This is a genomic window from Novosphingobium sp. NDB2Meth1, assembly GCF_900117425.1.
Classification (GTDB): Bacteria; Pseudomonadota; Alphaproteobacteria; order Sphingomonadales; family Sphingomonadaceae; genus Novosphingobium.
The window spans coordinates 329,694-351,406 of the sequence record NZ_FPEH01000015.1 but is presented as its reverse complement, the minus strand read 5'-3'; the positions used below and the strand labels follow the sequence as shown (position 1 = coordinate 351,406).

Here is a 21,713-nt window from a genome sequence, read left to right as displayed (position 1 = left end):
AGCTCGCCTCCACGGCGACGATGCCGTGCACCTAGCGCAAGAGCGCTTTCCGGTCGAAAGTAATCTCCGCAACCATCCGGCTAAGCGCCGAGAGCGATGGCCACCTGATTGGCGATGCGCGCGAGCCGTTCGGCCCAGAGCGCATGGCCCGCGGGATCGGCGATCTGGTCCTGCCGCACTTCAACGCCGAAATAGGGCCGCCCTTCGTCCTCGGCATGGCGGTTCATCGTGGCGTTGAGGAGGCGGCCGGAATAAGGCTCCTGATCGCCGACGATCAGCCCTTCCGCTTCGAGCAGAGGGATCGCGAGCCGGGAGGCGCGGTCGTCTTCGTTGTAGAGCACGCCGACCTGCCAGGGGCGCTGCTGCGACGGATCACTTGCGAGCTGCGGGGTGAAGCTGTGGAGCGAGAGGATCAGCGCAGGCGGCGCTGCATCGAGCAACTGCGCCAGTGCTTCGTGATAAGGCCGGTAGAACCGCGCGAGGCGGGCTTCGTGGCCGGCGTGATCAAGAGCATTGCCGGGAACGGCATGGCCGTCGCTGGCGATGGGGCAGACGGTCGGCCCATGCTCGTCGCGGTTGAAATCGCAGACAAGGCGGCTCACCCCCCCGAGAAACGCGGCGATGCCGGGGCGCTGGGCCATCCGGGCAGCAACGCCCGCTACGCCGATATCGACCGCGATGTGCTGTTCGAGCAGCGCCGGGTCGATGCCGAGATCGATGTCATCCGGCACGCGGTTGGAGGCGTGATCGGAGACGACGAGAATGCCGCCGAAACGCGGCGTGCCGATGATCTGGTAGGCTTCGCTCATCGCAGCGCTCCCGCAAGACGCCACCATGCTGGCGGCAAGGCGGCAGCGGCAGCATCGCGGGCTTCGGCGCTGTCATAGAGCGCAAAGCACGTCGCGCCGGAGCCGGACATGCGGGCGAGCCAGGCGCCGCTTGCGCTGAGCGCCGCGATGACGTCAGCAATCTGCGGCACAAGCGCGATGGCACTGGGTTCAAGATCGTTGCGGCCCTCGAGCGCAATCGTGCGCAAGTTCCCTGACGGCATGGGGCCGCGGTCAATCTGATCCCAGCCCTTGAACACGGGGCCGGTTGCGAGCGGAATGCGTGGATTGACAAGGAGGACAGGCGTTCCGGCCAAATCATTGGCGACGGGTTCGAGTTCAGTCCCGGTGCCGCGTCCGATGCAAGCCTGGCTGAGTACGCAGGCAGGGACATCGGCACCGAGCTTGGCGGCGCGGTCGCGCCAATCATCCGGCAGGCCATGCGCGCGCTCGATCATGCGAAACACCGCGCCCGCATCGGCTGAACCACCGCCAAGTCCGGCAGCTACCGGCAGGCGCTTCTCGAGTGTTACTGTCCAACCTTTACCATGCGGCAGCGAATTCAGAGTCTTGGCGACGATATTTCCGAAGGGATCGTCAAGACCGGTGGCGAACTCACCAACCACATGCAGGCTGTCCGCATTCGCCGGTTCGGCCACCAGCTCATCCCCCGAATCGACGAAGGCAAACAGTGTCTCAAGCTCATGATAGCCATCCTCGCGCCGCCGCCGGACATGCAGCGCGAGGTTGATCTTGGCGTACGCAGTTTCCCGACCGGCAGCGATAGCAGGCATCCAGAGTCAGCTGATCATATAGTTCAGGATGCTGCCGCCTTTGACGAACAGGATCGCCACGATGTCCTTGTCCGTGTCCGTGTCGTGCACCTTGAACATGTAGGTCGTCGTCCCCGCCGGTCCAGGCGAGGCAATTCCGGCGACAGTGAACAGCCGCTTGATCTTGGAATACGACCGGTCGCCTTCGATAGCCGCCTTGAGGGCCGACACGCTCAGCCGGGTCGAAGGGACTTTGGCGCCGTCGATGCGCTGCACACCGGGCGCGGCCTCTGTCACGCCCGGGATGTTGCTCGACTGCGCAAGGACCGGCTGCGAGGCAGCAGCGGCAACCAACATCGACAACACTGCTGCGAACCTTGGCATTCGGTTAGCCCTCTACGCTCAAAGAATGCGTCACATGTTCGGATAGTTCGGGCCGCCGCCGCCTTCGGGCGTGACCCATTCGATGTTCTGCGTCGTGTCCTTGATGTCGCAGGTCTTGCAGTGGACGCAGTTCTGGGCGTTGATCTGGAGGCGCGGGTTGCCGTCCTCGCCGGTGAGGAACTCATAGACGCCCGCCGGGCAGAAGCGTGCTTCGGGACCGGCATAAAGCGGCAGGTTGATCCGCGTCGGGACAGTCGGGTCCTTGAGCACGAGGTGGCACGGCTGGTCCTCCTCGTGGTTGGTGTAGGAGAACGAAACCGAGGTCAGGCGATCGAAGCTGATCACGCCGTCGGGCTTGGGATATTCGATCGGCTTGAACAGGTCGGCGCGCATTGTGTGCTCGCTGTCCTTGTGGTGCTTCATGCCCTTCAGCGGATTGATCTTCAGCACGCGCGCCCACATGTCCGCGCCCGCCAGCACGGTACCGAGCGAGCCGCCGAACTTGGCGACGAGCGGCTGCGCGTTCTGGACGAGCTTCAGTTCCTTGGCGATCCAGCTTTCGCGGACGGCGCTGTCATATTCGCCCAGCTCATCCTGCTCGCGGCCATTCGCCATCGCGGCAGCAATGGCTTCGGCGGCGAGCATGCCGCTCTTCATCGCGGTGTGGCTGCCCTTGATGCGCGGCACGTTGACGAAACCGGCCGAGCACCCGATCAGCGCGCCGCCCGGGAAGGCGAGGCGCGGCACGGACTGCCAGCCACCTTCGTTGATCGCGCGCGCACCGTAGGAGACGCGGCGGCCGCCTTCGAGGATCTCGCGGATCGCGGGATGCTGCTTCCAGCGCTGGAATTCCTCGTAAGGATAGACATAGGGATTCGCGTAATCAAGCGCGGTCACGAAACCAAGCGCGACCTGGTTGTTGGCCTGGTGGTAGAGGAAGCCGCCGCCCCACGAATTGCTTTCCGACAGCGGCCAACCCTGCGTGTGGATCACGCGGCCGGGAACATGCTTGTCGGGATCGATATCCCACAGTTCCTTGATGCCGATACCGTAGACCTGCGGCTGGCAATCGCGCTCGAGGTCGTACTTGGCCTTCAGCTGCTTTGTGAGGTGTCCGCGCGCACCCTCTGCAAACAGGGTATATTTTGCAAGGAGTTCCATGCCCGGCTGGTAATCGGGCTTCTTGCTGCCGTCCTTGGCAATGCCCATGTCGCCGGTCGCGACACCGCGCACTGCGCCCATGTCGTCATAGAGGATCTCGGCGGCGGGGAAACCGGGAAAGATCTCGACGCCGAGCTCGGTCGCCTGCTCGGCCAGCCAGCGGCAGAGGTTGCCGAGGCTGCCGGTGTAGTTGCCGTGGTTCGACATGAACGGAGGCATCGGCCAGTGCGGCAGCGCGGTCTTGCCACTGCGGGTCAGAACCCAGTGCCAGTTGTCCGTCACCGGCGTTTCCGCCATCGGGCAGCCCTGTTCGCGCCATTCGGGCAGCAATTCGTCGAGCGCCTTGGGATCGACCACCGCGCCCGACAGGATGTGCGCCCCGATTTCCGAGCCTTTTTCGAGGATACAGACCGATATATCGGAATTGACCTGCTTGAGGCGGATCGCCGCAGCCAGACCCGCAGGCCCGCCACCGACAATCACGACATCATAAGGCATCGATTCCCGTTCGCTCATTTTCTCTCGCTCCGACCCCATATCGGGCACGCTGTGCCCCGAAAGCTCATGTCCTTGCCTTGAAAGCTGGCGCAAGCAAGGTCAAGACCACAAGGCGATGGGATTGCCAGACACTAATGACAGGTCCTTGGGGGAAGCCCTCGAAGCAGCGCTTGGCTGGTGGGCCGAAGCCGGTGTCGACATGGCTTTCGTCGACGCGCCGCAGGACTGGCTGGCAGGCCTTGCTCCGGCCCGCCCGGCCAAGGCCGCTCCCGCGCTTCCGCCGGTCGAAAAGCGCGCGCCGCGGGTGTCCGCGCAGCCCGCCGCTGCTCCACCAGTTGCCGAAGATCGCAGTGCATGGCCCGGAGATTTCGGCAGTTTTGCCGCTTGGTGGCTGTCCGAACCGACACTCGCACCCAAAGGCGCGCGTCGGTTGGCGCCGATGGGGCCGCAGCACGCGAAGCTGATGGTGCTGGTGCCAATGCCGACAGAGGACGACGGCGAGACACTGCTGTCGGGGCGCAGCGGCAAGCTAGTCGATGCCATGCTCGCCGCGATGGGGCTCGATCCGGCCTCGGTCTACCGCGCTTCGGCGCTCCCGGCCCGAATCGCCATGCCCGATTGGGCAGGCCTGGGTGCTGCGGGCCTCGGCGACGTGCTTAAACGCCACATTGCGCTTGCTGCGCCGGAGCGGATCCTGGTGTTTGGCCGGGGCGACATTCTGGCGCTTCTCGGGCACGACTCAGCGCAAAATGCTCATCATTTACGCGCGCTTAACCATGAGAGTGGCAGTGTTCCGGCAGGTTTTGAATATGACCTCGAAACCCTGCTGGCCAAACCGGGCTGGAAATCGGGGGTCTGGCAGCGCTGGTTGGACGGGACGGCCGGGAAGGCCAACCCGGCATGACCGCAGCGACTGGCAGATGTGAACGGGAAGAGATCCGAAGTGGAACGTTCGTGCGGGGCCAATCTTTCGTGAACATGCACCGCACCGCCTTGCTTGCCGTTGCTGCCGTGCTCGCCGTCGGCGCTGCTGCGCCTGCCTCCGCCAACAGCGCTGCTGCCGAGTATTTCCGTGCACGGACTGACCGGACTGCGGTCCCATCGCTGCTGAGCCAGGAAGACCGCGCCTATTACAAGCAGATGTTCGGCGCGATCGAGCGGCAGGACTGGACCACGGTGCAGTCGCTGCTCGCCCAGCGCGCTGATGGGCCGCTTCATGCCGTCGCAAAGGCGCAATACTACCTCGCCGCGACGTCCCCGAAGGCCGAACTGGCGCCGCTGACGCAGGTGCTGTCAACCGCTCCTGAGCTGCCCTGGGCCGAACAGCTGAGCCGCCTTGCGCTAAAGCGCGGTGCGACCGAGCTGCCCGCCCTCCCCAGCGCGCAGCCGATGATGACGCTGCCCGGGCTGCCCAAGCGCATCAAGCCGCGTCCGGTGGCCGATGGCACGATGCCCGACAGCGTGGCGCTCGCCATCCAGGACCGCATCAAGAACGACGATCCGCTCGGCGCGCGGGTGCTGCTCGACGGGATCGAGTCCAGTCTCTCGGTGGAGGCGCGGGCCGAATGGCATCAGCGCGTGGGCTGGGCCTTCTACATCGAGAACGACGACGCCAACGCGCGCAATGTCTCGCTCGGCGCGCTGCAGGGCGCGAGCGGGCCGTGGGTGGCCGAAGCATTGTGGACGGCGGGCCTTGCGGCGTGGCGCCTCAACGACTGCACCAATGCTGCCAGCAGCTTCGAGCAGGCCGCCAGTGCGGCACAGAACGACGAGCTGACCGCCGCCGCCAACTACTGGGCCGGCCGCGCGTGGATGCGCTGCCGCGCACCGGAGAAGGTCGCCAATGCCCTGCGCAATGCGGCGCGGCTGCGCGATACCCTTTACGGCATGATCGCCAGCGAAGCGCTGGGCCTCAAGGAAACGACGGTCGCCTCGGCGCCGGACTTCACCTCCGACGACTGGCAGCAGCTGCGGCAGGTGAGTAATGTGCGCCTTGCCGTGGAACTCGCGGAAATCGGCGAGGACGGCCTTGCCGACGAACTGCTGCGCCACCAGGCACGGATCGGCGATCCTTCGCTCTATGCGCCGCTGTCGCGGCTCGCCCGCGATCTCGGCCTGCCTGCGACGCAGTTGTGGATGGCCTACAATGCGCCCTCCGGCGCCAAGGCCGATGCCGCCGCGCGCTTCCCCGCACCGCGCTGGGTCCCGGCGACGGGCTGGAAAGTCGACCCTGCGCTGCTTTTCGCGCATTCGCTGCAGGAATCGAACTTCCGCACGGCGGTGGTCAGCCCGGCAGGCGCACGCGGTTTGATGCAGGTGTTGCCCGGCACCGCACGCGGTCTTGTTCGCGACGAACCGGCTATGGCAGGCCGCGAGACCCAGCTCGATCTGCCCGACGTGAACATGGCCTTCGGACAGGGTTACCTCGTCCGCCTGCGCGATTCCGGTGTGACGGGTGGGCTGCTGCCGAAGGTCATCGCCGCTTACAATGCGGGTCCCATGCCGATCGGGCGCTGGAACACCGAAATCCGCGACAACGGCGATCCGCTGCTGTGGATGGAATCGATCCCCTATTGGGAAACGCGCGGCTACGTCTCGATCGTGATGCGCAATTACTGGATGTATGAACGCCAAGCCGGCGGCCCTTCGGAAAGCCGCATTGGCCTCGCGCAGGGGATGTGGCCCAAGTTCCCGGGCCTGACCGGCGCGGAAAGCGTAAGGATGGCCTCACGTGGCAATTGACACCTCGCGCATGTTCAAGCCGATCAATATCGCGCTGCTGACTGTTTCGGACACGCGCGGGCCGGAGGATGATACCTCGGGCGATATTCTGGCGGATCGAATCAAGGGTGCCGGGCATCACCTCGTCGCGCGCGCGATCGAGAAGGACGATGCCGGGCGCATCGCGAGCCGGCTCAACAACTGGATCGACGATCGCAATGTCGATGCCGTGGTGATCACCGGCGGCACAGGGCTGACCGGTCGCGACGTCACGCCGGAAGCGCTCGACCGGGTGAAGACGCGCGACATTCCGGGCTTTGGCGAGCTGTTCCGCTGGCTGAGCTTCAAGACCATCGGCACGAGCACGATCCAGTCGCGCGCCTGCGCGGTGGTGGCGCGCGGGACTTACATCTTTGCCCTGCCCGGCTCGAACGGCGCGGTGAAGGATGGCTGGGACGGCATCCTCGCCGAGCAGCTCGACAGCCGCAACCGGCCTTGCAACTTCGTCGAGCTGATGCCGCGCCTGCTGGAGAAATAAGTCAGGCGAACGGGCTGGTGCTCACTACGCGTTCTTATTATGTTCCTATACATGGGAACGTCCGATTCCATCATTCGCGGCCGCGGCGCGCAATCGGCGCAGGTGCCCACGCGCTTCGGGCTGAACACGCGCGAGGCTGATGGCGACTGGCTTGACGGGGTGGAAACCATCGACGGTCCCGGCCCCAAGCTGCGCACCACCGTCACTGAAGAGTTCCCCAAGACGGCGATTGCTTACAACGCCTCGCCGGACATCCCGTTCGACCGCTCGCTCAATCCCTATCGGGGGTGCGAGCACGGCTGCGTCTATTGCTATGCGCGGCCGACCCATGCCTGGCACGATCTTTCCCCGGGGCTCGATTTCGAGACAAAGCTGTTTGCCAAGCCTTCCGCGCCCGCGCTGCTGCGCAAGGCCTTTGCGGCGCGAGGGTACAGCCCTGCCCCGCTTGCCCTGGGCACCAATACCGATCCCTATCAGCCGATCGAGGCGCGCTACCGGATCACCCGTGCGGTGCTGGAGCTGTGCCTGGAGGTCGGGCATCCGGTGACGATCACGACCAAGTCGGCGCGGGTGCTGGATGATCTCGATCTTCTAGCAGAACTGGCAAGGCGGAACCTCACTGCCGTTTCGATCTCGGTGACGAGCCTCGATCCCCGGCTCTCGGGCAAACTCGAACCGCGTGCCTCGGCGCCTGCCAAGCGGCTCGCGGCTTTGGAGGCGCTGGCCAAGGCGGGCGTGCATGCCAATGTCTCGGTCTCGCCGATCATTCCCGCGATCACGGACAGCTTTATCGAGGCGATCCTTGCCGAGGCGGGCGCGCGCGGGGTGCAGTCCGCCAGTTGGATCATGCTGCGCCTGCCGCACGAAGTCGCGCCGCTGTTTCGGGAATGGCTGGATGTCCATTTCGCGGACCGCGCCGCCAAGGTGATGGCTATCGTGCAATCAGTGCGCGGCGGAAAAGACAACGATGCGCGCTTCTTCAGCCGGATGAAGCCCAGCGGCGTCTGGGCCGATCTGGTGCGGAACCGCTTCCGGCTTGGCATGAAGCGCGCCGGCATCCCGCAGGCCAAGCCGGTGCTCGATTGCAGCCAGTTCCGCCCGCCCAGTCGAGATGGCCAATTGGCGCTGCTTTAAAGGCCTTTGCGACCAAAGCCGCCGCCGGGCGGACGCTGGAACGGCGGCGCGGCGGAAGGTGGCAACGCCCGCCGCTCGAATTGGCTGACGCTGACAAGCGGCGCAACCGGCTCGTCCTCGGCCCGTGTGGTCCGCTGGGGTTTTGCGTCGACGATGCCCAGGAACCGCTTGAGCTGTTCGGGCGCCAGAGTAGCCACGATGATCACGCCGAGAAGCAGGAGCGGCAACATCAGGGCGGTCTTCGGACCAGCGCCCGACGCGCGGCGTGCGGCGGCGGCTTCGGCCTTTTCTTCCTCGGGCGTGGTGTTTGACCAGGGATTGTGGTGAGGGACGCGCGGCCGCGCTGATATGTATGGGCCTTGGCTGACTGGGGCGTTGCATTTGCCATCCGGAGAGGATGAGCCGTGGCAGAACGTGCCTGATGTCTGGGTCCTGCCGAATTCGCCGGCAATCAAAGCCGGATTGAAGGTGTTGGCAAACTTCACCGGATCATTGTCCGCCGGCCAGTGGAACACCAGCAGGAAGGCCGTCACCGCGACCACCGGTATCAGCATCTTCGGCGTCAGCCCCAGCGCATTGCGCTCGTCGGACGCGCGCCATTCGAGCCACGCGATGCAGGCCTCGTTCCACCGTCGGAATGCGGGCGGATCGGTGAAGCGCAACATCTGCAGCGCCCATGTCGGCGTGGGTGGCTCCTCCAGCGGGCGGCCCTCCTCGTCGCACGGGTACTCCTGCTCGCGGGCCTGCTTGGGCCGAACGCCGAAGCGCGGGCGAAAGGAAGCCGGCGTGCGCGTATCCTTGCGCAGGCGGCCCGGCGCCATCATGTCGCCGCCCAGCGCGGTAATCGCGGCGATACGGTCCGCGATCGGCGGGTGCGTGCCGCCTTCATGGTCCGAAGGTCCATCGAACAGCAATGCCTCGATCCGGCGGCTGCCATCGAACCGGCCCTGCCCGCGGATTTTTTGCAGCGCGCTGACGAGGGCCTCGGGGAAATGCGTCACGCGGACGGCCTCACCGTCAGCAATATGATCACGGCTGAGCTTGACTTCGCGACGCGCGCCGAAGGCCAGCCGCATTGCCAGCATGGTCGCCGCATTGCCCGCGAGCAGGATGATGAGGAACGGCGGCATCAATAGCGGAATGAGCATTTGCCGAAGGTCTTCGATCCGCAGCGGATTGTTGACCTGCAGCATGACCGCGGTGCGCATCAAAGCATGGTTGGCCGAGAGCACGCGCGTATCGCCATTGCGGATATGCGAGGCTTCATGCGCCAGAACCGCCGCAAGCTCGTCATCATCGAGCCGGTCTAACAGTCCGCGCGTAACTGCGATGAGGCCGCGCGTCGGACCTTCACCCACCGTAAGCGCGTTGAGCGCATCGACTTCGATCAACCCGAAGCGCGGAAAGCGCACGCCGAGCGCGGTGCATTGCTCCTCGGCAATGGCGACGAAGCGCGGCTCGTCGGCGCGGGTGACATCGCGGATGTCGACACTTGCGCGGACCGAGTCGGCATGGCCGCGGTATATGGACCAGAAGATCAGGGCGCTCAGCAGGGCGAGCGGCAAGGCATAGCGCAGCGCATACCCGCCCGGATTGGACAGGATCGTGTGCAGCGGATCGAACATCAGCAGCGGAACGGTGAGCACGAAGGCTCCGATCAGCTGAAACGCGGCAATATATGCGGCGATGTACCGCGTGAGGCGGCGCCGGTTCTCCGCCGCGTGCGTGACATAGCCCAGCGGCGGGGAACTCTGTTTCATCGGCTCAGAACGCGATCTGCGCGGTCTCTTCGTAGGCGCCGCGCCGTTCGCCGAGCGAGAACTTCTCGCGGAGCGGCAGGCGGCTGAACGACGCGATCAGGTTGCCAGGAAACGCGCGGGCGACCGAATTGAGCTCTTCGACCGCGAGGTTGTAGAACTTGCGGGCGGCGGTGATGCGGTCTTCGATGCGGACCAGATCGGTGCGCAGCGCAGCAAAGTGGCTGCCTGATTCAAGTTCGGGGAAGTTTTCGCCGAGCGAGACGAGGTTTTGCAGGAAGGCCGCGTTCTGCTGGCCAATCATCGCCCCTTCGCCGAGGTCCGAAATCGCCTCGACCCGCGCGGATAGGACATCGCGGATCACTTCGTGTTCCTTGGCGGCATAGGCGCGGACAACCTCGACGAGATTGCCGATGAGCGTCTTGCGTTCGAGCAGCAGCGCATCGACATCGCCGAAGGCCGCATCGGCGCGCTCATCAAGCTGCGCGATCAGCGCATGCTGCGCGCGGATACGCAAAGCCAGCCACAGCACAAAGCCGAGCACGAGCCATAGCCACCACAGATCCAGCAGAGTATTGGCGGCTGCGACCGCCCGCTCCCACAGATCAATAGCTTGCCAGAAAGTCTCGGGCTGCGAATTCGGCATGGGTCCAATCCATCGCTACTGCACTGACCCATGAAAAGTACGCTTGGGCTGGTTTAGAACCCGCTAACCGGCATAGTCACGAAATAGACCGTTTCGGTGCAAATCGCACGAGGCGCGAAGTTGCAACTGCCGCCTGCCGATGGACGACAACCGGCGCATAGTCCGGATCCTTGACCATACCCATGAACGATGCGGCATCGGGATAGGCCATGACGAAAGTCTCGTCCCATTCCCATTCGGCAGGGCCAGTGACCATCGCCTCGAACTCGCCTGCCCACACGATGTGCCCGCCCGCGCGCTCCAGAACCGGCTGAATCGTGCGCATGTACTCGCGGTAGGCGTCAGCCCCGGTCAGCCCCTTGTCCGCGAGCTCATGGCCTTCGGGATAAGTGGCCATGTCCTTGAAGCGGACGAGATTGAGCATGTGGATAGGCGTGTCGCGCGGCAGGGCCTTGAACTTGTCGAAGTTCTCGCGGCTCGGATCGATATAGGCTTCGTCCATCGTTCAGGCGCTCCACTTCCAATCGCGGAACTGATCGCGCAGGTCCTTCTTGCTGATCTTGCCGGTGCCGGTGTGCGGGATCTCGTCCACGAAGACGACGGCATCGGGCAGCCACCACTTGGCGACGTGGGTGCCAAGATACTCCCGCAGGCCATCGGGGCAGACATCGGCGTTCGGCTTCTTGACCACTATGAGCAGGGGGCGCTCGTCCCAGCGGGGATGATGGACACCGATGGCGGCGGCCTCGGCCACGCCCGGGTAGCCGATGGCCGCGTTTTCCAGCTCGACCGAGCTGATCCACTCGCCGCCAGACTTGATGACATCCTTGGTGCGGTCGGTCAGTTGCAGCGTGCCGTCGGGATGAAGCAATGCCACGTCGCCGGTATCGAACCAGTTTTCGGCATCCGTCGCCAGGCTTTCCGCCTTGAAGTAGCGCCCGACCACCCACGGCCCGCGCACCTGCAGCGCGCCGGAGGTCTTGCCGTCGCGCGGGAGCACCTTGGTGGGATCGTCAAGATCGACACAGCGCAGCTCCACGCCGAAGGGCACGCGGCCCTGCATCGCCTTGATCGTGACCTGCTCGTCGAACGAGAGCTCATCCCAGTCTGAGGTCTCGGTACCAGTCGTGCCGATGGGCGAAGTCTCGGTCATACCCCAGGCGTGGGCGACGCGCAGGCCCTTCTTCATGAACCGTTCGATCATCGCGCGCGGCATGGCCGAGCCGCCGCAGACGACGGTGTGGAGGTGCGCCGGAATGTCCTTCCCGTGCGCGTCAATGTATTGCAGCAGGCTGAGCCAGACGGTGGGGACGCCCGCCGAGGTCGTCACCTTCTCGCGCTCCATCAGTTCGCACAGGACCGACGCCTCGTTCACCGCGCTGTAGACGAACTTCGCGCCTGCCGCTGCGCCCGCCCAGGGCAGGCCCCAGCTCGCGGCGTGGAACATCGGCACGATGGGCAGGGCCACGCTGCGGCAGTCCATGCCGAAGACCTGCGGGGTCAGCGCCGTCATCGCGTGCAGAACCGTCGAGCGGTGTTCGTAGAGCACACCCTTGGGATTGCCGGTGGTGCCGCTGGTGTAGCACAGCATGCACGGATCGCGCTCGTCGCCATCGGCCCATTCGCCCTGCCCGTCTTCGGTGGCGATCCAGTCTTCGAAGTGTTCGGCAGGGCCGCTGCTGTCGAAGCAGATGTAGTGCTCGATCGTCTTCCAGCGCGGCTTCATCCGCTCAACCAGCGGCGCAAAGGCGGCATCGAAGAGCAGGACGCGGTCTTCGGCATGGTTGGCGATGTAATCGAGCTGATCATCGAACAGGCGCGGGTTGATCGTGTGGAGCACGCCGCCGACGCCGACCGCGCCGTACCAGGTGACGAGGTGGCGGTGGTGGTTCATGGCAAGCGTTGCCACGCGGTCGCCCGGCTTGATGCCCAGCTTCGCCAGCTTCTGCGCCATGCGCATGGCATCGTGGCGGATGCCGGCCCAGGTGGTGCGCGTCTCGCTGCCGTCAGCCCAGCGCGAGACGATCTCGCGGCTGCCATGCTCCCGCGCGGCATGATCGATAAAACGCGTCACGCGCAGGGACCAATCCTGCATGGCGCCCAGATGCATCCCCTACTCCCCTGTTCGTTGTTCTATTCGACGAGCCGCAAGTGCCGGTCGGCCCGCGCGGTAAGGGCCACATTGGCAAGCCCTTCCACCGGAATCAATCGCTCGATTACATCGGAATCAAGTGAGAAATCATTGCCGAGCCGCATGACCGGTTCGCTGCCAGTCCCCGTGCGAAGGCGGGCAATCACTTCGCCCCGAGCGCCCTGCGCGCGCGGCAGGAGGAGCGCGAGTTCCGACATCGCCTCGGGCTTCGTGACATCGAGCTTGAGCAGCATGCGCGCCGCGCTGCTGACCGACGCCAAGGGCCGCGCCCCGCGCACAGTGATGCGTGGCGGCTCGTCGGGGTTCGGGCGGTCAAGCTCGACATTGAGCAGCACGCAGGTGCCTTCGCGTGCCCATTGCTGGAACGGTTCGACCAGGCTCTCCTCGAAGCAGGAAGCCGAGAACTGACCGCTGCTGTCCGAGAAATCGGCGGCGATGAAGTCATTGCCTTTCTTGGTCTTGCGGCGGTTCACGTTCTCGACGAGCGCCGCCATGACTGCGCCGCTGCGGCCCGCCGCATCGCCTTCCCCGCTCATCAGACTGGCATAAGTCCGCGCGCCATTGGCCGAGGCGACGGCGCGATATTCGGTGACGGGGTGCGCGGCGAAATAGAAGCCGAAGGTATCGCGTTCAGCTGCCATCTGGTCTGCGCGCGACCACGGCGCGGTTTCGGCAAGACGCGTCGCAGGCGCGGCATGGTCGTCACCGCCGAACAGGCCGCCTTGCCCGGACGTGCGCGAGCGAACGGCTTCGTCCGCGACCGCCATCAGCAATTCCGCATTGGCGGTGATCTGCGCGCGGTTGGGCTCAAGGCTGTCGAATGCACCGCCCGCCGCGAGCGCCTCCAGTCCGCGCCGGTTCATCGCGCCTGCGGGCAAGCGGCGGAACAGGTCGTCGAGGCTGGTGTAAGGGCCGTTCGCCTCACGCTCGGCGACAATGGCATCCATCGCCTTCTCGCCGACATTGCGAAGCCCTGCGAGCGCATAGCGTACGGCATAGCCGTCCTCGGTGCGCTCCACGGTGAACTCGGCCTCGGAACGGTTGATGTCCGGCCCATGCAGCGCGATGCCGGAGCGGCGCATGTCGTCGACGAACACGGCCAGCTTTTCCGACTGGTGCATGTCGAAGCACATCGAGGCGGCGTAGAACTCGTGCGGGTAGTGCGTCTTGAGCCACGCGGTCTGGTAGGCCAGCAGCGCATAGGCGGCGGCGTGGGACTTGTTGAAGCCGTAGCCTGCGAACTTGTCGATCAAGTCGAACAGCTCGTTGGCCTTCTTGGCGTCGATGCCGGAGACTTCCTTGCAGCCATCGACGAAGCGCTGGCGCTGCGCATCCATTTCGGCCTGGACTTTCTTGCCCATCGCGCGGCGCAGCAAGTCTGCATCGCCGAGCGAGTAGCCCGCAAGGATCTGCGCGGCCTGCATGACCTGTTCTTGATAGACGAAGATCCCGTAGGTCTCGGCCAGGATGCCCGAGAGTTTCTCGTGCGGGTACTCGATCTCTTCGAGGCCATTCTTGCGGCGGCCGAACAGCGGGATGTTGTCCATCGGGCCGGGGCGATAGAGCGAGACGAGCGCGATGATGTCGCCGAAGTTGGTCGGCTTAACCGCCGCCAGCGTGCGCCGCATGCCCTCCGATTCCAGCTGGAACACGCCGACGGTATCGCCCGACTGGAGCAGCTTGTAGACCTGCGCATCATCCCAGGCGAGGCGGTCGAGATTGATCTCGATCCCGCGCTTGGCCATGAGGTCGACGGCCTTGCGCAGCACGGACAGCGTCTTGAGGCCGAGGAAGTCGAACTTCACGAGGCCCGCTTCCTCGACGAACTTCATGTCGAACTGCGTGACCGGCATGTCCGAACGCGGATCGCGATAAAGCGGGACGAGCTGCGCCAGCGGACGGTCACCGATCACCACGCCCGCCGCGTGGGTCGAGCTGTTGCGCGGCAGGCCTTCGAGCTGCATCGCAAGGTCGATCAGGCGGCGCACTTCGGGGTCGCGGTCGTATTCGCGCTTGAGGTCGGCAATGCCGTTCAAGGCGCGGGGCAGCGGCCACGGATCGGTCGGATGGTTGGGCACCATCTTGCACAGGCGGTCGACCTGCCCGTAGCTCATCTGCAGGATGCGGCCGGTATCGCGCAGCACGGCGCGGGCCTTGAGCTTGCCGAAGGTGATGATCTGCGCGACGTGATCATCGCCATACTTCCGCTGGACGTAGCGGATCACCTCGCCTCGCCGGGTTTCGCAGAAGTCGATATCGAAGTCGGGCATCGAGACGCGTTCGGGATTGAGGAAGCGTTCGAACAGGAGGCCCAGCTTGATCGGATCGAGATCGGTGATGGTGAGCGCCCAGGCGACCAGCGAACCCGCGCCCGAACCGCGCCCTGGCCCCACCGGAATGCCCTGTTCCTTGGCCCACTTGATGAAGTCGGCCACGATCAGGAAGTAGCCGCCGAAGCCCATGCGGTTGATGATGCCGATCTCGAACTCGAGGCGTTCGCGATAGGCGCGCACCTCGTCCCAGTGCCCTTCGGTCTTGAGCAGCGTGAAGGGCCGGCCGTCGATCTCGTCGAAGGGTGCGGTGAGCGCTTCGACGAGTTCGTCCCACACGGCTTCGGAGTAGTAGGGCTTCATCCGCGCGACGAGGCCATGCCGCGAATCCTCGGCCATCATCCGCGCCTCGCCTTCCTTGTCACCGGCAAGGCTGGGGAGGATCGGGCTGCGCTTGGGCGGCTTGAACGCGGTGCGCTGCGCGATAACGAGCGTGTTGGCGAGCGCCTCGGGGAGATCGGCGAAGATCTCTTCCATCATTGGCGCAGGCTTGATCCACCACTCCTTCGAGGAACGTGGGCGATCGGCGGAATCGACGTGGGTGGAACTGGCGATGCAGAGCATGGCATCGTGCGCATCGTAGAACGCGCGCTCGGCAAAGCAGGCCGGGTTGGTGGCGACGAGCGGGAGATCACGCGCATAAGCGAGATCGATCAGCGCCTCCTCGGCGGCCATTTCCACGGGATCGTTGCGGCGGGCGAGTTCGATATAGAGCCGCTCGGGAAACAGCGCTTCGATCTCGGCGAGATAGGCCTCGGCAGCGGTCTGCTGACCATCAGCGAGCAGCCGGGTGAGCGCCCCTTCCCCCGACGCCGTCAGGCAGAGCAGGCCGTCGGTGTGCCCGGCAAGTTCGGCCAGCGGCACGTGCGGCGCGAATTCCAGCGGTCGGGCAAGGTGCGCCTGGCTGACGAGATGGCAGAGGCTGTCATAACCACGCGCATCCTGCGCATAGAGCGCGAGCCAGTCGATGGTGGGCGCGCTGGCCCCGAAGCCGGTGTTGGCCGCGCCTTCCCGCGCCGGACGGGCGACCGCGAGCATGGTGCCGATGACCGGCTGGACGCCCATATCGAGGCAGGCCTTGGCAAAGGCGACGCTGCCATAAAGCCCGTTGCGATCGGTGATCGCCGCCGCCGGAAAGCCCCGCTCTGCCGCCGTCTTGGCAATCGCCTTGGGATCGATCGCGCCGTCGAGCATCGTGTAGGAGGAGAAGACACGAAGCGGGACAAAGGGGGCGTGGGGCATTTGGGCAAGCTAGGACCTGGGGGGTGATTCTGCGAGGGTTCGGACGGGTATTATCAACCGGGAATAAGCCCCTAATACCCCGTTCGTGTCGAGCGAAGTCGAGACACCACATACCGCGCTTGGTGTCTCGACTTCGCTCGACACGAACGGATCAGGAGCCTCTCACCAAAACTTCAACCGAGACTTGATTCTTTGCCACAGAGACTTTGATGCGGCCGACGCATGTGATCCGGCAAGGCGAGCACTTGGTCGATTGTCAAAAACGATGCCCAAGAACTCTTTCGTCGACAAGCCGAAAGCTTCTGGCACCTCGATTAATGCTGATCCTGTGCGTTGCAAAACTCTATCGACAAAAACTTCGATAGATTGGCCACCTGCACCCCAAACAACAAGATGATTTTCGGAATGCTCAATCTCGACCAGCTGATTATCTGGATCGGACGCCCGGATACGCATCGTTACTGTCGACATGCTGGGGACTTTGACCTCGTCCGCCCACGGCTCAAGCCAGAGCAGCAGCTCACAAGGTCCGCAATTGGACAAGCCCCAATGCCAATCTGTTGCATCAGGCATAAAGCCTTTCCGCGCCCCCTTAAAGCAAAGCCTCGATGTCCGCCGCTAGCTTCTCCGGCTTGTCCGTCGGCGCGTAACGGCGAACGACCTTGCCATCCCGCCCGATCAGGAACTTGGTGAAGTTCCACTTGATGCCCTTGGTGCCGAGCACGCCCGGCGCCTGGGCCTTGAGCCATTGGTAGAGCGGCTCGGCGCCGTCGCCGTTGACTTCGATCTTGGCCATGAGCGGAAAGCTCACGCCGAAGTTGACCTTGCAGAAGCTCTCGATCTCGTCCGCCGTGCCCGGCTCCTGCCCGCCGAACTGGTTGCAGGGGAAGGCCAGCACTTCGAAGCCGCGATCCCCATACTTCTTCCATAGCGCCTCCAGCCCGTCGTACTGCGGCGTGAAGCCGCACTTGGAGGCGGTGTTGACGACAAGGAGGACCTTGCCTGCCTTGTCGGCGAGGCTGAGGTCCTTGCCACCGGGCATCTTGACGGTGAAATCGGCAATGGTCTGCGGGCTGGTCATGCGTCGTGCTCCCCTGATGTGCTTTGCCCGCAGGCTGGCACGGCGGGGCGCGGGGATCAAGGGTTGCGCATTTCCCCCTGCCAACCCTCCCCCTTCAAGGGGAGAGGGCTTTAAGCGAGCAGGCCTTCGTGCAGCCGCACCACGCGGTCCATGCGCAGCGCAAGGCGCTCGTTGTGCGTTGCGACAAGCGCGGAGCTGCCTTCCCCCCGCACCAGCTTGAGAAACTCTTCCAGAACCTTGTCCGCCGTGGCCTCGTCAAGGTTGCCTGTGGGCTCATCCGCCAGCACGAGGCCGGGACGGTTCGCCAAGGCGCGCGCCACTGCTACGCGTTGCTGTTCGCCGCCGGACAGCTGGCTGGGCCGGTGCGACAGGCGGTGCGCAAGGCCGAGGGCTGTCAGCAGCTCTTCCGCCCGCGCCTTGGCTTCCGCAGCCGGTTTGCCCGCGACGAGTTGTGGCAACACGACGTTCTCAGTCGCGTTGAAATCGGGCAAAAGGTGGTGGAACTGGTAGACAAAACCAAGGTGATCCCGCCGCAGCGTTGTGCGCGCATCCGCCGAAAGGGCGCTCGCTTCCACACCTGCAATTTCGATCTGGCCGGTAAAGCCGCCTTCGAGAAGGCCCACCGCCTGCAGCATGGTCGACTTGCCGGAGCCCGACGGACCGAGCAGCGCGACGATCTCGCCGGGCCGAATCTCGAGATCGATGCCGCGCAAGACTTCAATGGTCTCGCCGCCCTGGCTGAAACTGCGCTTGAGGCCTGCCAGACGGACGAAGGGCTCACTCATAACGCAGCACCTGCACGGGATCGGTGCTCGCAGCCGTCAGCGCGGGATAGAGCGTCGCGAGGAAGCTGAGGACGAGTGCCATCCCGCAAATCACGGTGATCTCGACCGGATCGCTGCGGCTCGGCAGTTCGGTAAGGAAGCGGATCTGCGGGTCCCACAGCGGCTGGCCGGTGATGTACTGAACGCCGTCCACGACATTCTGGCGGAAGTAGAGGAACACAAGGCCAAGCCCCAGCCCGACCGCCGTCCCCAGCGCGCCGATAACGAAACCGATGGTCACGAAGACTTTGAGCAGGCTTTTCCGCGTCGCTCCCATCGTCCTGAGGATCGCGATATCGCGCGTCTTGGCGCGAACGAGCATGATGAGCGACGAAAGGATGTTGAACACTGCCACCAGCACGATGATCGAAAGCACAACGAACATCGCCACGCGCTCGACCGCCAGGGCCTCGAACAGGCTGGCATTGATCGTCTTCCAGTCGGTGACTTGCGCGCGGCCCAAGAGCGCCTGCTTGATCGGGGCGAGCGTCTGCGCGGCGGTATCGGCGTTCGTGGTGGTCACCTCGATCATGCCGATCGTGTCGCCTGTCAGCAGCAGCGTCTGCGCGTCGGCGATGGGCATCACGACATAGGCGTTGTCGTAGTCGTAGACGCCAATCTCGAAGATGGCGGCCACCTTGTAGCCGATCTGGCGCGGTACGGTGCCGAAGGGCGTCGAGCGGCCCTGCGGATTGATGATGGTGATCGTATCGCCTAGCTGCGCGCCGAGGCTTTCGGCAAGGCGCGAACCGATGGCGACATTGGTCGAGCCGGGCCGCAAGTCCGAGAAACTGCCGACGAGGCGCTTGGCGGCGAGGCGATTGAGGTCGGCATTGGTATTGCCGCGCACGAGGATCGCCTCGACCCGGCCGTTGAACGTAGCAAGTAGCGGCTGCTCGATCAGCGGGCTGGCGCGGGTGACGCCGGGCGTGGCTTCCACCCGCTTGAGGATATCCTGCCAGTCATCGAGCCGGCCGCCATAGGCCTGGATGATCGCATGGCCGTTGAGGCCGACGATCTTGTCGAGGAGTTCGGCGCGGAAGCCGTTCATCACGCTCATCACGATGACCAGCGCGGCAACGCCGAGCATGACCGCGACGAGGCTGATGCCCGCCACCATGGCAATGAATGCTTCGCCCCGGCCCGGCAGCATATAGCGCTTGGCGATCGTCCATTCGAAGGGCGAGAGGATCAAGTGCGGGCTCGCTTCAGCATGTGTGCGGCCATCTAGGCGCATGCACGCGGCGTGGCAACCGTGTCCAATGCCTTGTCATTGGGCGCAACGGCGGTTTGGAGACACTTGCGTTACGCCCCAAAGCTCGCCACATGGCGCGCTGAAGGCGTCGGTACGGGCGCCGCAGCGCAGAATCCGGAACGCCCATGAACCACACCGATCCCCTTTGCGGCGCGGCCCATCCTTTTTTTGACGAGAATGGCGACAAACTCCGCGAGGAATGCGGCATTTTCGGCGTGCTTGGCGCGCGCGATGCGGCTGCGATTGCAGCGCTTGGCCTCCATGCGTTGCAGCACCGCGGTCAGGAAGCCGTCGGCATAACCAGCTTCGACGGGCAGGAATTCTACTCGCGCCGCGGGCTCGGCCATGTCGCGCAGAACTTTTCGAGCGGTCAGGCCATTGCCGAATTGCCCGGCACGATGGCGGCCGGCCATGTCCGCTATTCGACGACCGGCGGTTCGGGCCTGCGCAATGTGCAGCCGCTGTTTGCCGATCTCGCCACCGGCGGCTTTGCCATCGCGCACAACGGCAACATCTCGAACGCGATGACGCTGAAGCGCGACCTTGTAGCCAAGGGTGCGATCTTCCAGTCGACCTCGGACACCGAGGTGATCATCCACCTCGTCGCAACGAGCCGCTACCCCACTCTGCTCGACCGCTTCATCGATGCGCTGCGGCTGGTCGAAGGCGCCTACTCGCTGATCTGCCTCACCAACGAAGGCATGATCGCCTGCCGCGATCCGCTCGGCATCCGTCCGCTCGTGATGGGCAAGCTGGGCGATGCGGTGGTCTTCGCCAGCGAGACCGTGGCGCTCGACGTGATCGGCGCGGACTTCGTGCGCGAGGTCGAGCCGGGCGAGATGATCCAGGTGGGCTTCGACGGCGAAATCCGCTGCCACCGCCCGTTCGGCCATCCCAGCCCCCGCCCCTGCATTTTCGAGCATGTCTACTTCAGCCGCCCGGATTCGCTGATGGGCGGCCGTTCGGTCTATGAAGTGCGCAAGGCGATCGGTGCAGAACTCGCGCGCGAAGGCGAAGTCGAGGCCGATCTCGTCATCCCGGTGCCCGACAGCGGCGTCCCCGCCGCACTCGGCTACGCGCAGGCCTCGGGCATTCCGTTCGAGCTCGGTATCATCCGCTCGCACTATGTCGGGCGCACCTTCATCCAGCCCTCCGACGGCGCGCGCCATGCCGACGTGAAGCGCAAGCACAACGCGAACCGCGCGCTCGTTTCGGGCAAGCGCATTGTGCTGATCGACGACTCCATCGTGCGCGGCACCACTTCGATGAAGATCGTGCAGATGATGCGCGATGCCGGCGCACGTGAAGTGCACTTCAGGGTTGCCAGCCCGCCCACCGAGCACTCGTGCTTCTACGGCGTCGATACGCCCGAGCGCTCCAAGCTGCTGGCGGCGACGATGGATGTCGAGGCGATGGCCAAGTTCATCCACGCCGACAGCCTTGCCTTCATCTCGATCGATGGCCTTTACCGCGCGGTGGGCGAAGCGAGCCGCAACAAGGCCTGCCCGCAATATTGCGATGCCTGCTTCACCGGCGAATACCCGACGCGCCTGACCGATCTCGTCGGTCGTGACGGCGCCGACCAGCTGCCGCTTCCGGTCGGGAAGGTTGCATGAGCATCGCAGGCCCCCTCTCCGGCCAGCTCGCGCTGGTCACCGGCGCGAGCCGCGGCATCGGTGCAGCGACGGCCAAGGCACTCGCCGCGGCGGGCGCGCACGTCATCCTCACCGCCCGCGCAGGCAAGGACCTCGAAGCCGTCGAGCAGGCGATCTACGAAGCAGGCGGCAACGCCACGATCGCGCCGGTGGATCTTGCCGAACCCGATGGCATTGCCCGCCTCGCCGCCGCCATTGGACGGCGCTGGGATGCGCTCGACATTCTGGTCATCAACGCGGCGGTGCTGCCCACACTGACCCCGGTCTGGCAGATCGAACCCAAGGACCTCAGCCGCGCGATGACGCTCAACGTGCTGGCGACCCAGTCGCTGATCGCGGGCTTCGATCCCATGCTCAAGAAGAGCAAGGACGCCCGCGTGATCGGCGTCACCTCCAGCGTCGGCTCGGCGCCGCGTGCCTATTGGGGCGCTTATGGCGCGACCAAGGCGGCGTTCGAGAACATGCTCGATGCCTATGCGCAGGAAGTGCGCAACATCTCGGCCATCCGTGTCGCGATCCTCGATCCCGGCGCGACGCGCACAGCGATGCGCGCCAAGGCCTACCCGGGCGAAGACCCCGCCAGCGTTAAGAAGCCGGAAGTGGTTGGCGACTACATCGTGGGTCTGCTTGGTGAATCGTTTGCCAGCCCGGCGCGCCTTTCGGTTAACCAGCCCCGCGAACCACAAGTCCTAGCAAACGGTTAAGCGCGTCTGGCGATAGTCCGGTGACGATGTC

General features: G+C 64.9%; 19 protein-coding genes. 6 read left to right on the top strand and 13 right to left on the bottom strand.

Going from position 1 to position 21,713, the window contains the following annotated elements; genetic code table 11:
- Positions 1 to 80: 80 nt before the first annotated feature.
- From NDB2M1_RS11135 to NDB2M1_RS11120, 4 genes are read right to left on the bottom strand one after another with little or no spacing between them, the layout of a single operon-like run.
- On the bottom strand, positions 81 to 809 hold the full coding sequence (locus NDB2M1_RS11135) for an N-formylglutamate amidohydrolase (RefSeq protein WP_072382269.1): 729 nt from the start codon (positions 807 to 809) through the stop codon (positions 81 to 83).
- Entirely contained in the window at positions 806 to 1,621 is an 816-nt protein-coding gene (locus NDB2M1_RS11130) for a 4-(cytidine 5'-diphospho)-2-C-methyl-D-erythritol kinase (RefSeq protein ID WP_072382268.1), read from the bottom strand. Before NDB2M1_RS11130 ends, NDB2M1_RS11135 begins: the two co-directional genes overlap by 4 nt.
- 6 nt (positions 1,622 to 1,627) lie before the next feature.
- Positions 1,628 to 1,957 (bottom strand): hypothetical protein, encoded by a 330-nt coding sequence (locus tag NDB2M1_RS11125; protein WP_072382266.1) that lies wholly within the window; start codon positions 1,955 to 1,957, stop codon positions 1,628 to 1,630.
- 57 nt (positions 1,958 to 2,014) lie between these two features.
- Positions 2,015 to 3,661 (bottom strand): electron transfer flavoprotein-ubiquinone oxidoreductase, encoded by a 1,647-nt coding sequence (locus NDB2M1_RS11120; protein ID WP_072382264.1) that lies wholly within the window; start codon positions 3,659 to 3,661, stop codon positions 2,015 to 2,017.
- A 127-nt stretch (positions 3,662 to 3,788) separates the two neighbouring features.
- On the opposite strand from NDB2M1_RS11120, the gene NDB2M1_RS11115 reads away from it, so the two are divergent.
- The 4 genes from NDB2M1_RS11115 (at position 3,789) to NDB2M1_RS11100 (ending at position 8,036) form a co-directional block, all read left to right on the top strand.
- Complete coding sequence (locus tag NDB2M1_RS11115; protein WP_253185853.1) at positions 3,789 to 4,547, top strand: uracil-DNA glycosylase family protein; 759 nt, start codon at positions 3,789 to 3,791, stop codon at positions 4,545 to 4,547.
- Between the two features lie 74 nt (positions 4,548 to 4,621).
- Positions 4,622 to 6,385 carry a lytic transglycosylase domain-containing protein gene (locus tag NDB2M1_RS11110; RefSeq protein ID WP_072382260.1) on the top strand — a complete coding sequence of 588 codons (1,764 nt, stop codon included), beginning with the start codon at positions 4,622 to 4,624 and terminating at the stop codon, positions 6,383 to 6,385.
- On the top strand, positions 6,375 to 6,902 hold the full coding sequence (gene moaB / locus NDB2M1_RS11105) for a molybdenum cofactor biosynthesis protein B (RefSeq protein WP_072382258.1): 528 nt from the start codon (positions 6,375 to 6,377) through the stop codon (positions 6,900 to 6,902). The genes NDB2M1_RS11110 and moaB overlap by 11 nt, the downstream gene beginning before the upstream one ends.
- A gap of 51 nt (positions 6,903 to 6,953) precedes the next feature.
- Positions 6,954 to 8,036 carry a PA0069 family radical SAM protein gene (locus NDB2M1_RS11100; protein WP_072382256.1) on the top strand — a complete coding sequence of 361 codons (1,083 nt, stop codon included), beginning with the start codon at positions 6,954 to 6,956 and terminating at the stop codon, positions 8,034 to 8,036.
- Here the strand turns inward: NDB2M1_RS11100 and NDB2M1_RS11095 are convergent.
- The 9 genes from NDB2M1_RS11095 to NDB2M1_RS11060 all read right to left on the bottom strand — a co-directional run bounded on the left by NDB2M1_RS11095 (position 8,033) and on the right by NDB2M1_RS11060 (position 19,263).
- Complete coding sequence (locus NDB2M1_RS11095) at positions 8,033 to 9,796, bottom strand: M48 family metalloprotease (protein ID WP_072382255.1); 1,764 nt, start codon at positions 9,794 to 9,796, stop codon at positions 8,033 to 8,035. The genes NDB2M1_RS11100 and NDB2M1_RS11095 overlap by 4 nt on opposite strands.
- Positions 9,797 to 9,800: 4 nt before the next feature.
- Positions 9,801 to 10,439: a LemA family protein gene (locus NDB2M1_RS11090; protein WP_072382253.1), complete on the bottom strand. Its 639-nt coding sequence runs from the start codon at positions 10,437 to 10,439 to the stop codon at positions 9,801 to 9,803.
- Between the two features lie 76 nt (positions 10,440 to 10,515).
- Positions 10,516 to 10,941: a DUF1330 domain-containing protein gene (locus NDB2M1_RS11085; RefSeq protein ID WP_072382251.1), complete on the bottom strand. Its 426-nt coding sequence runs from the start codon at positions 10,939 to 10,941 to the stop codon at positions 10,516 to 10,518.
- A gap of 3 nt (positions 10,942 to 10,944) precedes the next feature.
- Positions 10,945 to 12,549 (bottom strand): long-chain fatty acid--CoA ligase, encoded by a 1,605-nt coding sequence (locus NDB2M1_RS11080; protein WP_072382250.1) that lies wholly within the window; start codon positions 12,547 to 12,549, stop codon positions 10,945 to 10,947.
- A 23-nt stretch (positions 12,550 to 12,572) separates the two neighbouring features.
- On the bottom strand, positions 12,573 to 16,163 hold the full coding sequence (dnaE, locus tag NDB2M1_RS11075) for a DNA polymerase III subunit alpha (protein WP_072382248.1): 3,591 nt from the start codon (positions 16,161 to 16,163) through the stop codon (positions 12,573 to 12,575).
- A 162-nt stretch (positions 16,164 to 16,325) separates the two neighbouring features.
- Positions 16,326 to 16,736 (bottom strand): hypothetical protein, encoded by a 411-nt coding sequence (locus tag NDB2M1_RS22040; RefSeq protein WP_143146724.1) that lies wholly within the window; start codon positions 16,734 to 16,736, stop codon positions 16,326 to 16,328.
- A 19-nt stretch (positions 16,737 to 16,755) separates the two neighbouring features.
- Positions 16,756 to 17,244, bottom strand: coding sequence for a glutathione peroxidase (locus NDB2M1_RS11070; protein WP_072382246.1), 489 nt, complete (start codon positions 17,242 to 17,244; stop codon positions 16,756 to 16,758).
- 110 nt (positions 17,245 to 17,354) lie between these two features.
- On the bottom strand, positions 17,355 to 18,029 hold the full coding sequence (locus NDB2M1_RS11065; protein ID WP_072382244.1) for an ABC transporter ATP-binding protein: 675 nt from the start codon (positions 18,027 to 18,029) through the stop codon (positions 17,355 to 17,357).
- Positions 18,022 to 19,263: a lipoprotein-releasing ABC transporter permease subunit gene (locus NDB2M1_RS11060; protein ID WP_072382242.1), complete on the bottom strand. Its 1,242-nt coding sequence runs from the start codon at positions 19,261 to 19,263 to the stop codon at positions 18,022 to 18,024. Before NDB2M1_RS11060 ends, NDB2M1_RS11065 begins: the two co-directional genes overlap by 8 nt.
- A gap of 185 nt (positions 19,264 to 19,448) precedes the next feature.
- Between NDB2M1_RS11060 and purF the strand changes: the two genes are divergently transcribed.
- Positions 19,449 to 20,939 carry an amidophosphoribosyltransferase gene (purF, locus tag NDB2M1_RS11055; RefSeq protein WP_072382240.1) on the top strand — a complete coding sequence of 497 codons (1,491 nt, stop codon included), beginning with the start codon at positions 19,449 to 19,451 and terminating at the stop codon, positions 20,937 to 20,939.
- Positions 20,936 to 21,682, top strand: a complete 747-nt coding sequence (locus tag NDB2M1_RS11050) for an SDR family NAD(P)-dependent oxidoreductase (protein WP_072382238.1) — start codon at positions 20,936 to 20,938, stop codon at positions 21,680 to 21,682. Before purF ends, NDB2M1_RS11050 begins: the two co-directional genes overlap by 4 nt.
- The last annotated feature ends 31 nt before the right edge of the window (positions 21,683 to 21,713 follow it).

Bases quoted from the DNA above. Each gene is read 5' to 3' on its own strand.
- NDB2M1_RS11135 (WP_072382269.1), bottom strand. From the start codon at position 809: ATGAGCGAAGCCTACCAGATCATCGGCACGCCGCGTTTCGGCGGCATT.
- NDB2M1_RS11130 (WP_072382268.1), bottom strand. From the start codon at position 1,621: ATGCCTGCTATCGCTGCCGGTCGGGAAACTGCGTACGCCAAGATCAAC.
- NDB2M1_RS11125 (WP_072382266.1), bottom strand. From the start codon at position 1,957: ATGTTGGTTGCCGCTGCTGCCTCGCAGCCGGTCCTTGCGCAGTCGAGC.
- NDB2M1_RS11120 (WP_072382264.1), bottom strand. From the start codon at position 3,661: ATGAGCGAACGGGAATCGATGCCTTATGATGTCGTGATTGTCGGTGGC.
- NDB2M1_RS11110 (WP_072382260.1), top strand. From the start codon at position 4,622: ATGCACCGCACCGCCTTGCTTGCCGTTGCTGCCGTGCTCGCCGTCGGC.
- NDB2M1_RS11100 (WP_072382256.1), top strand. From the start codon at position 6,954: ATGGGAACGTCCGATTCCATCATTCGCGGCCGCGGCGCGCAATCGGCG.
- NDB2M1_RS11095 (WP_072382255.1), bottom strand. From the start codon at position 9,796: ATGAAACAGAGTTCCCCGCCGCTGGGCTATGTCACGCACGCGGCGGAG.
- NDB2M1_RS11090 (WP_072382253.1), bottom strand. From the start codon at position 10,439: ATGCCGAATTCGCAGCCCGAGACTTTCTGGCAAGCTATTGATCTGTGG.
- NDB2M1_RS11085 (WP_072382251.1), bottom strand. From the start codon at position 10,941: ATGGACGAAGCCTATATCGATCCGAGCCGCGAGAACTTCGACAAGTTC.
- NDB2M1_RS11080 (WP_072382250.1), bottom strand. From the start codon at position 12,549: ATGCATCTGGGCGCCATGCAGGATTGGTCCCTGCGCGTGACGCGTTTT.
- dnaE (WP_072382248.1), bottom strand. From the start codon at position 16,163: ATGCCCCACGCCCCCTTTGTCCCGCTTCGTGTCTTCTCCTCCTACACG.
- NDB2M1_RS22040 (WP_143146724.1), bottom strand. From the start codon at position 16,736: ATGCCTGATGCAACAGATTGGCATTGGGGCTTGTCCAATTGCGGACCT.
- NDB2M1_RS11070 (WP_072382246.1), bottom strand. From the start codon at position 17,244: ATGACCAGCCCGCAGACCATTGCCGATTTCACCGTCAAGATGCCCGGT.
- NDB2M1_RS11065 (WP_072382244.1), bottom strand. From the start codon at position 18,029: ATGAGTGAGCCCTTCGTCCGTCTGGCAGGCCTCAAGCGCAGTTTCAGC.
- purF (WP_072382240.1), top strand. From the start codon at position 19,449: ATGAACCACACCGATCCCCTTTGCGGCGCGGCCCATCCTTTTTTTGAC.
- NDB2M1_RS11050 (WP_072382238.1), top strand. From the start codon at position 20,936: ATGAGCATCGCAGGCCCCCTCTCCGGCCAGCTCGCGCTGGTCACCGGC.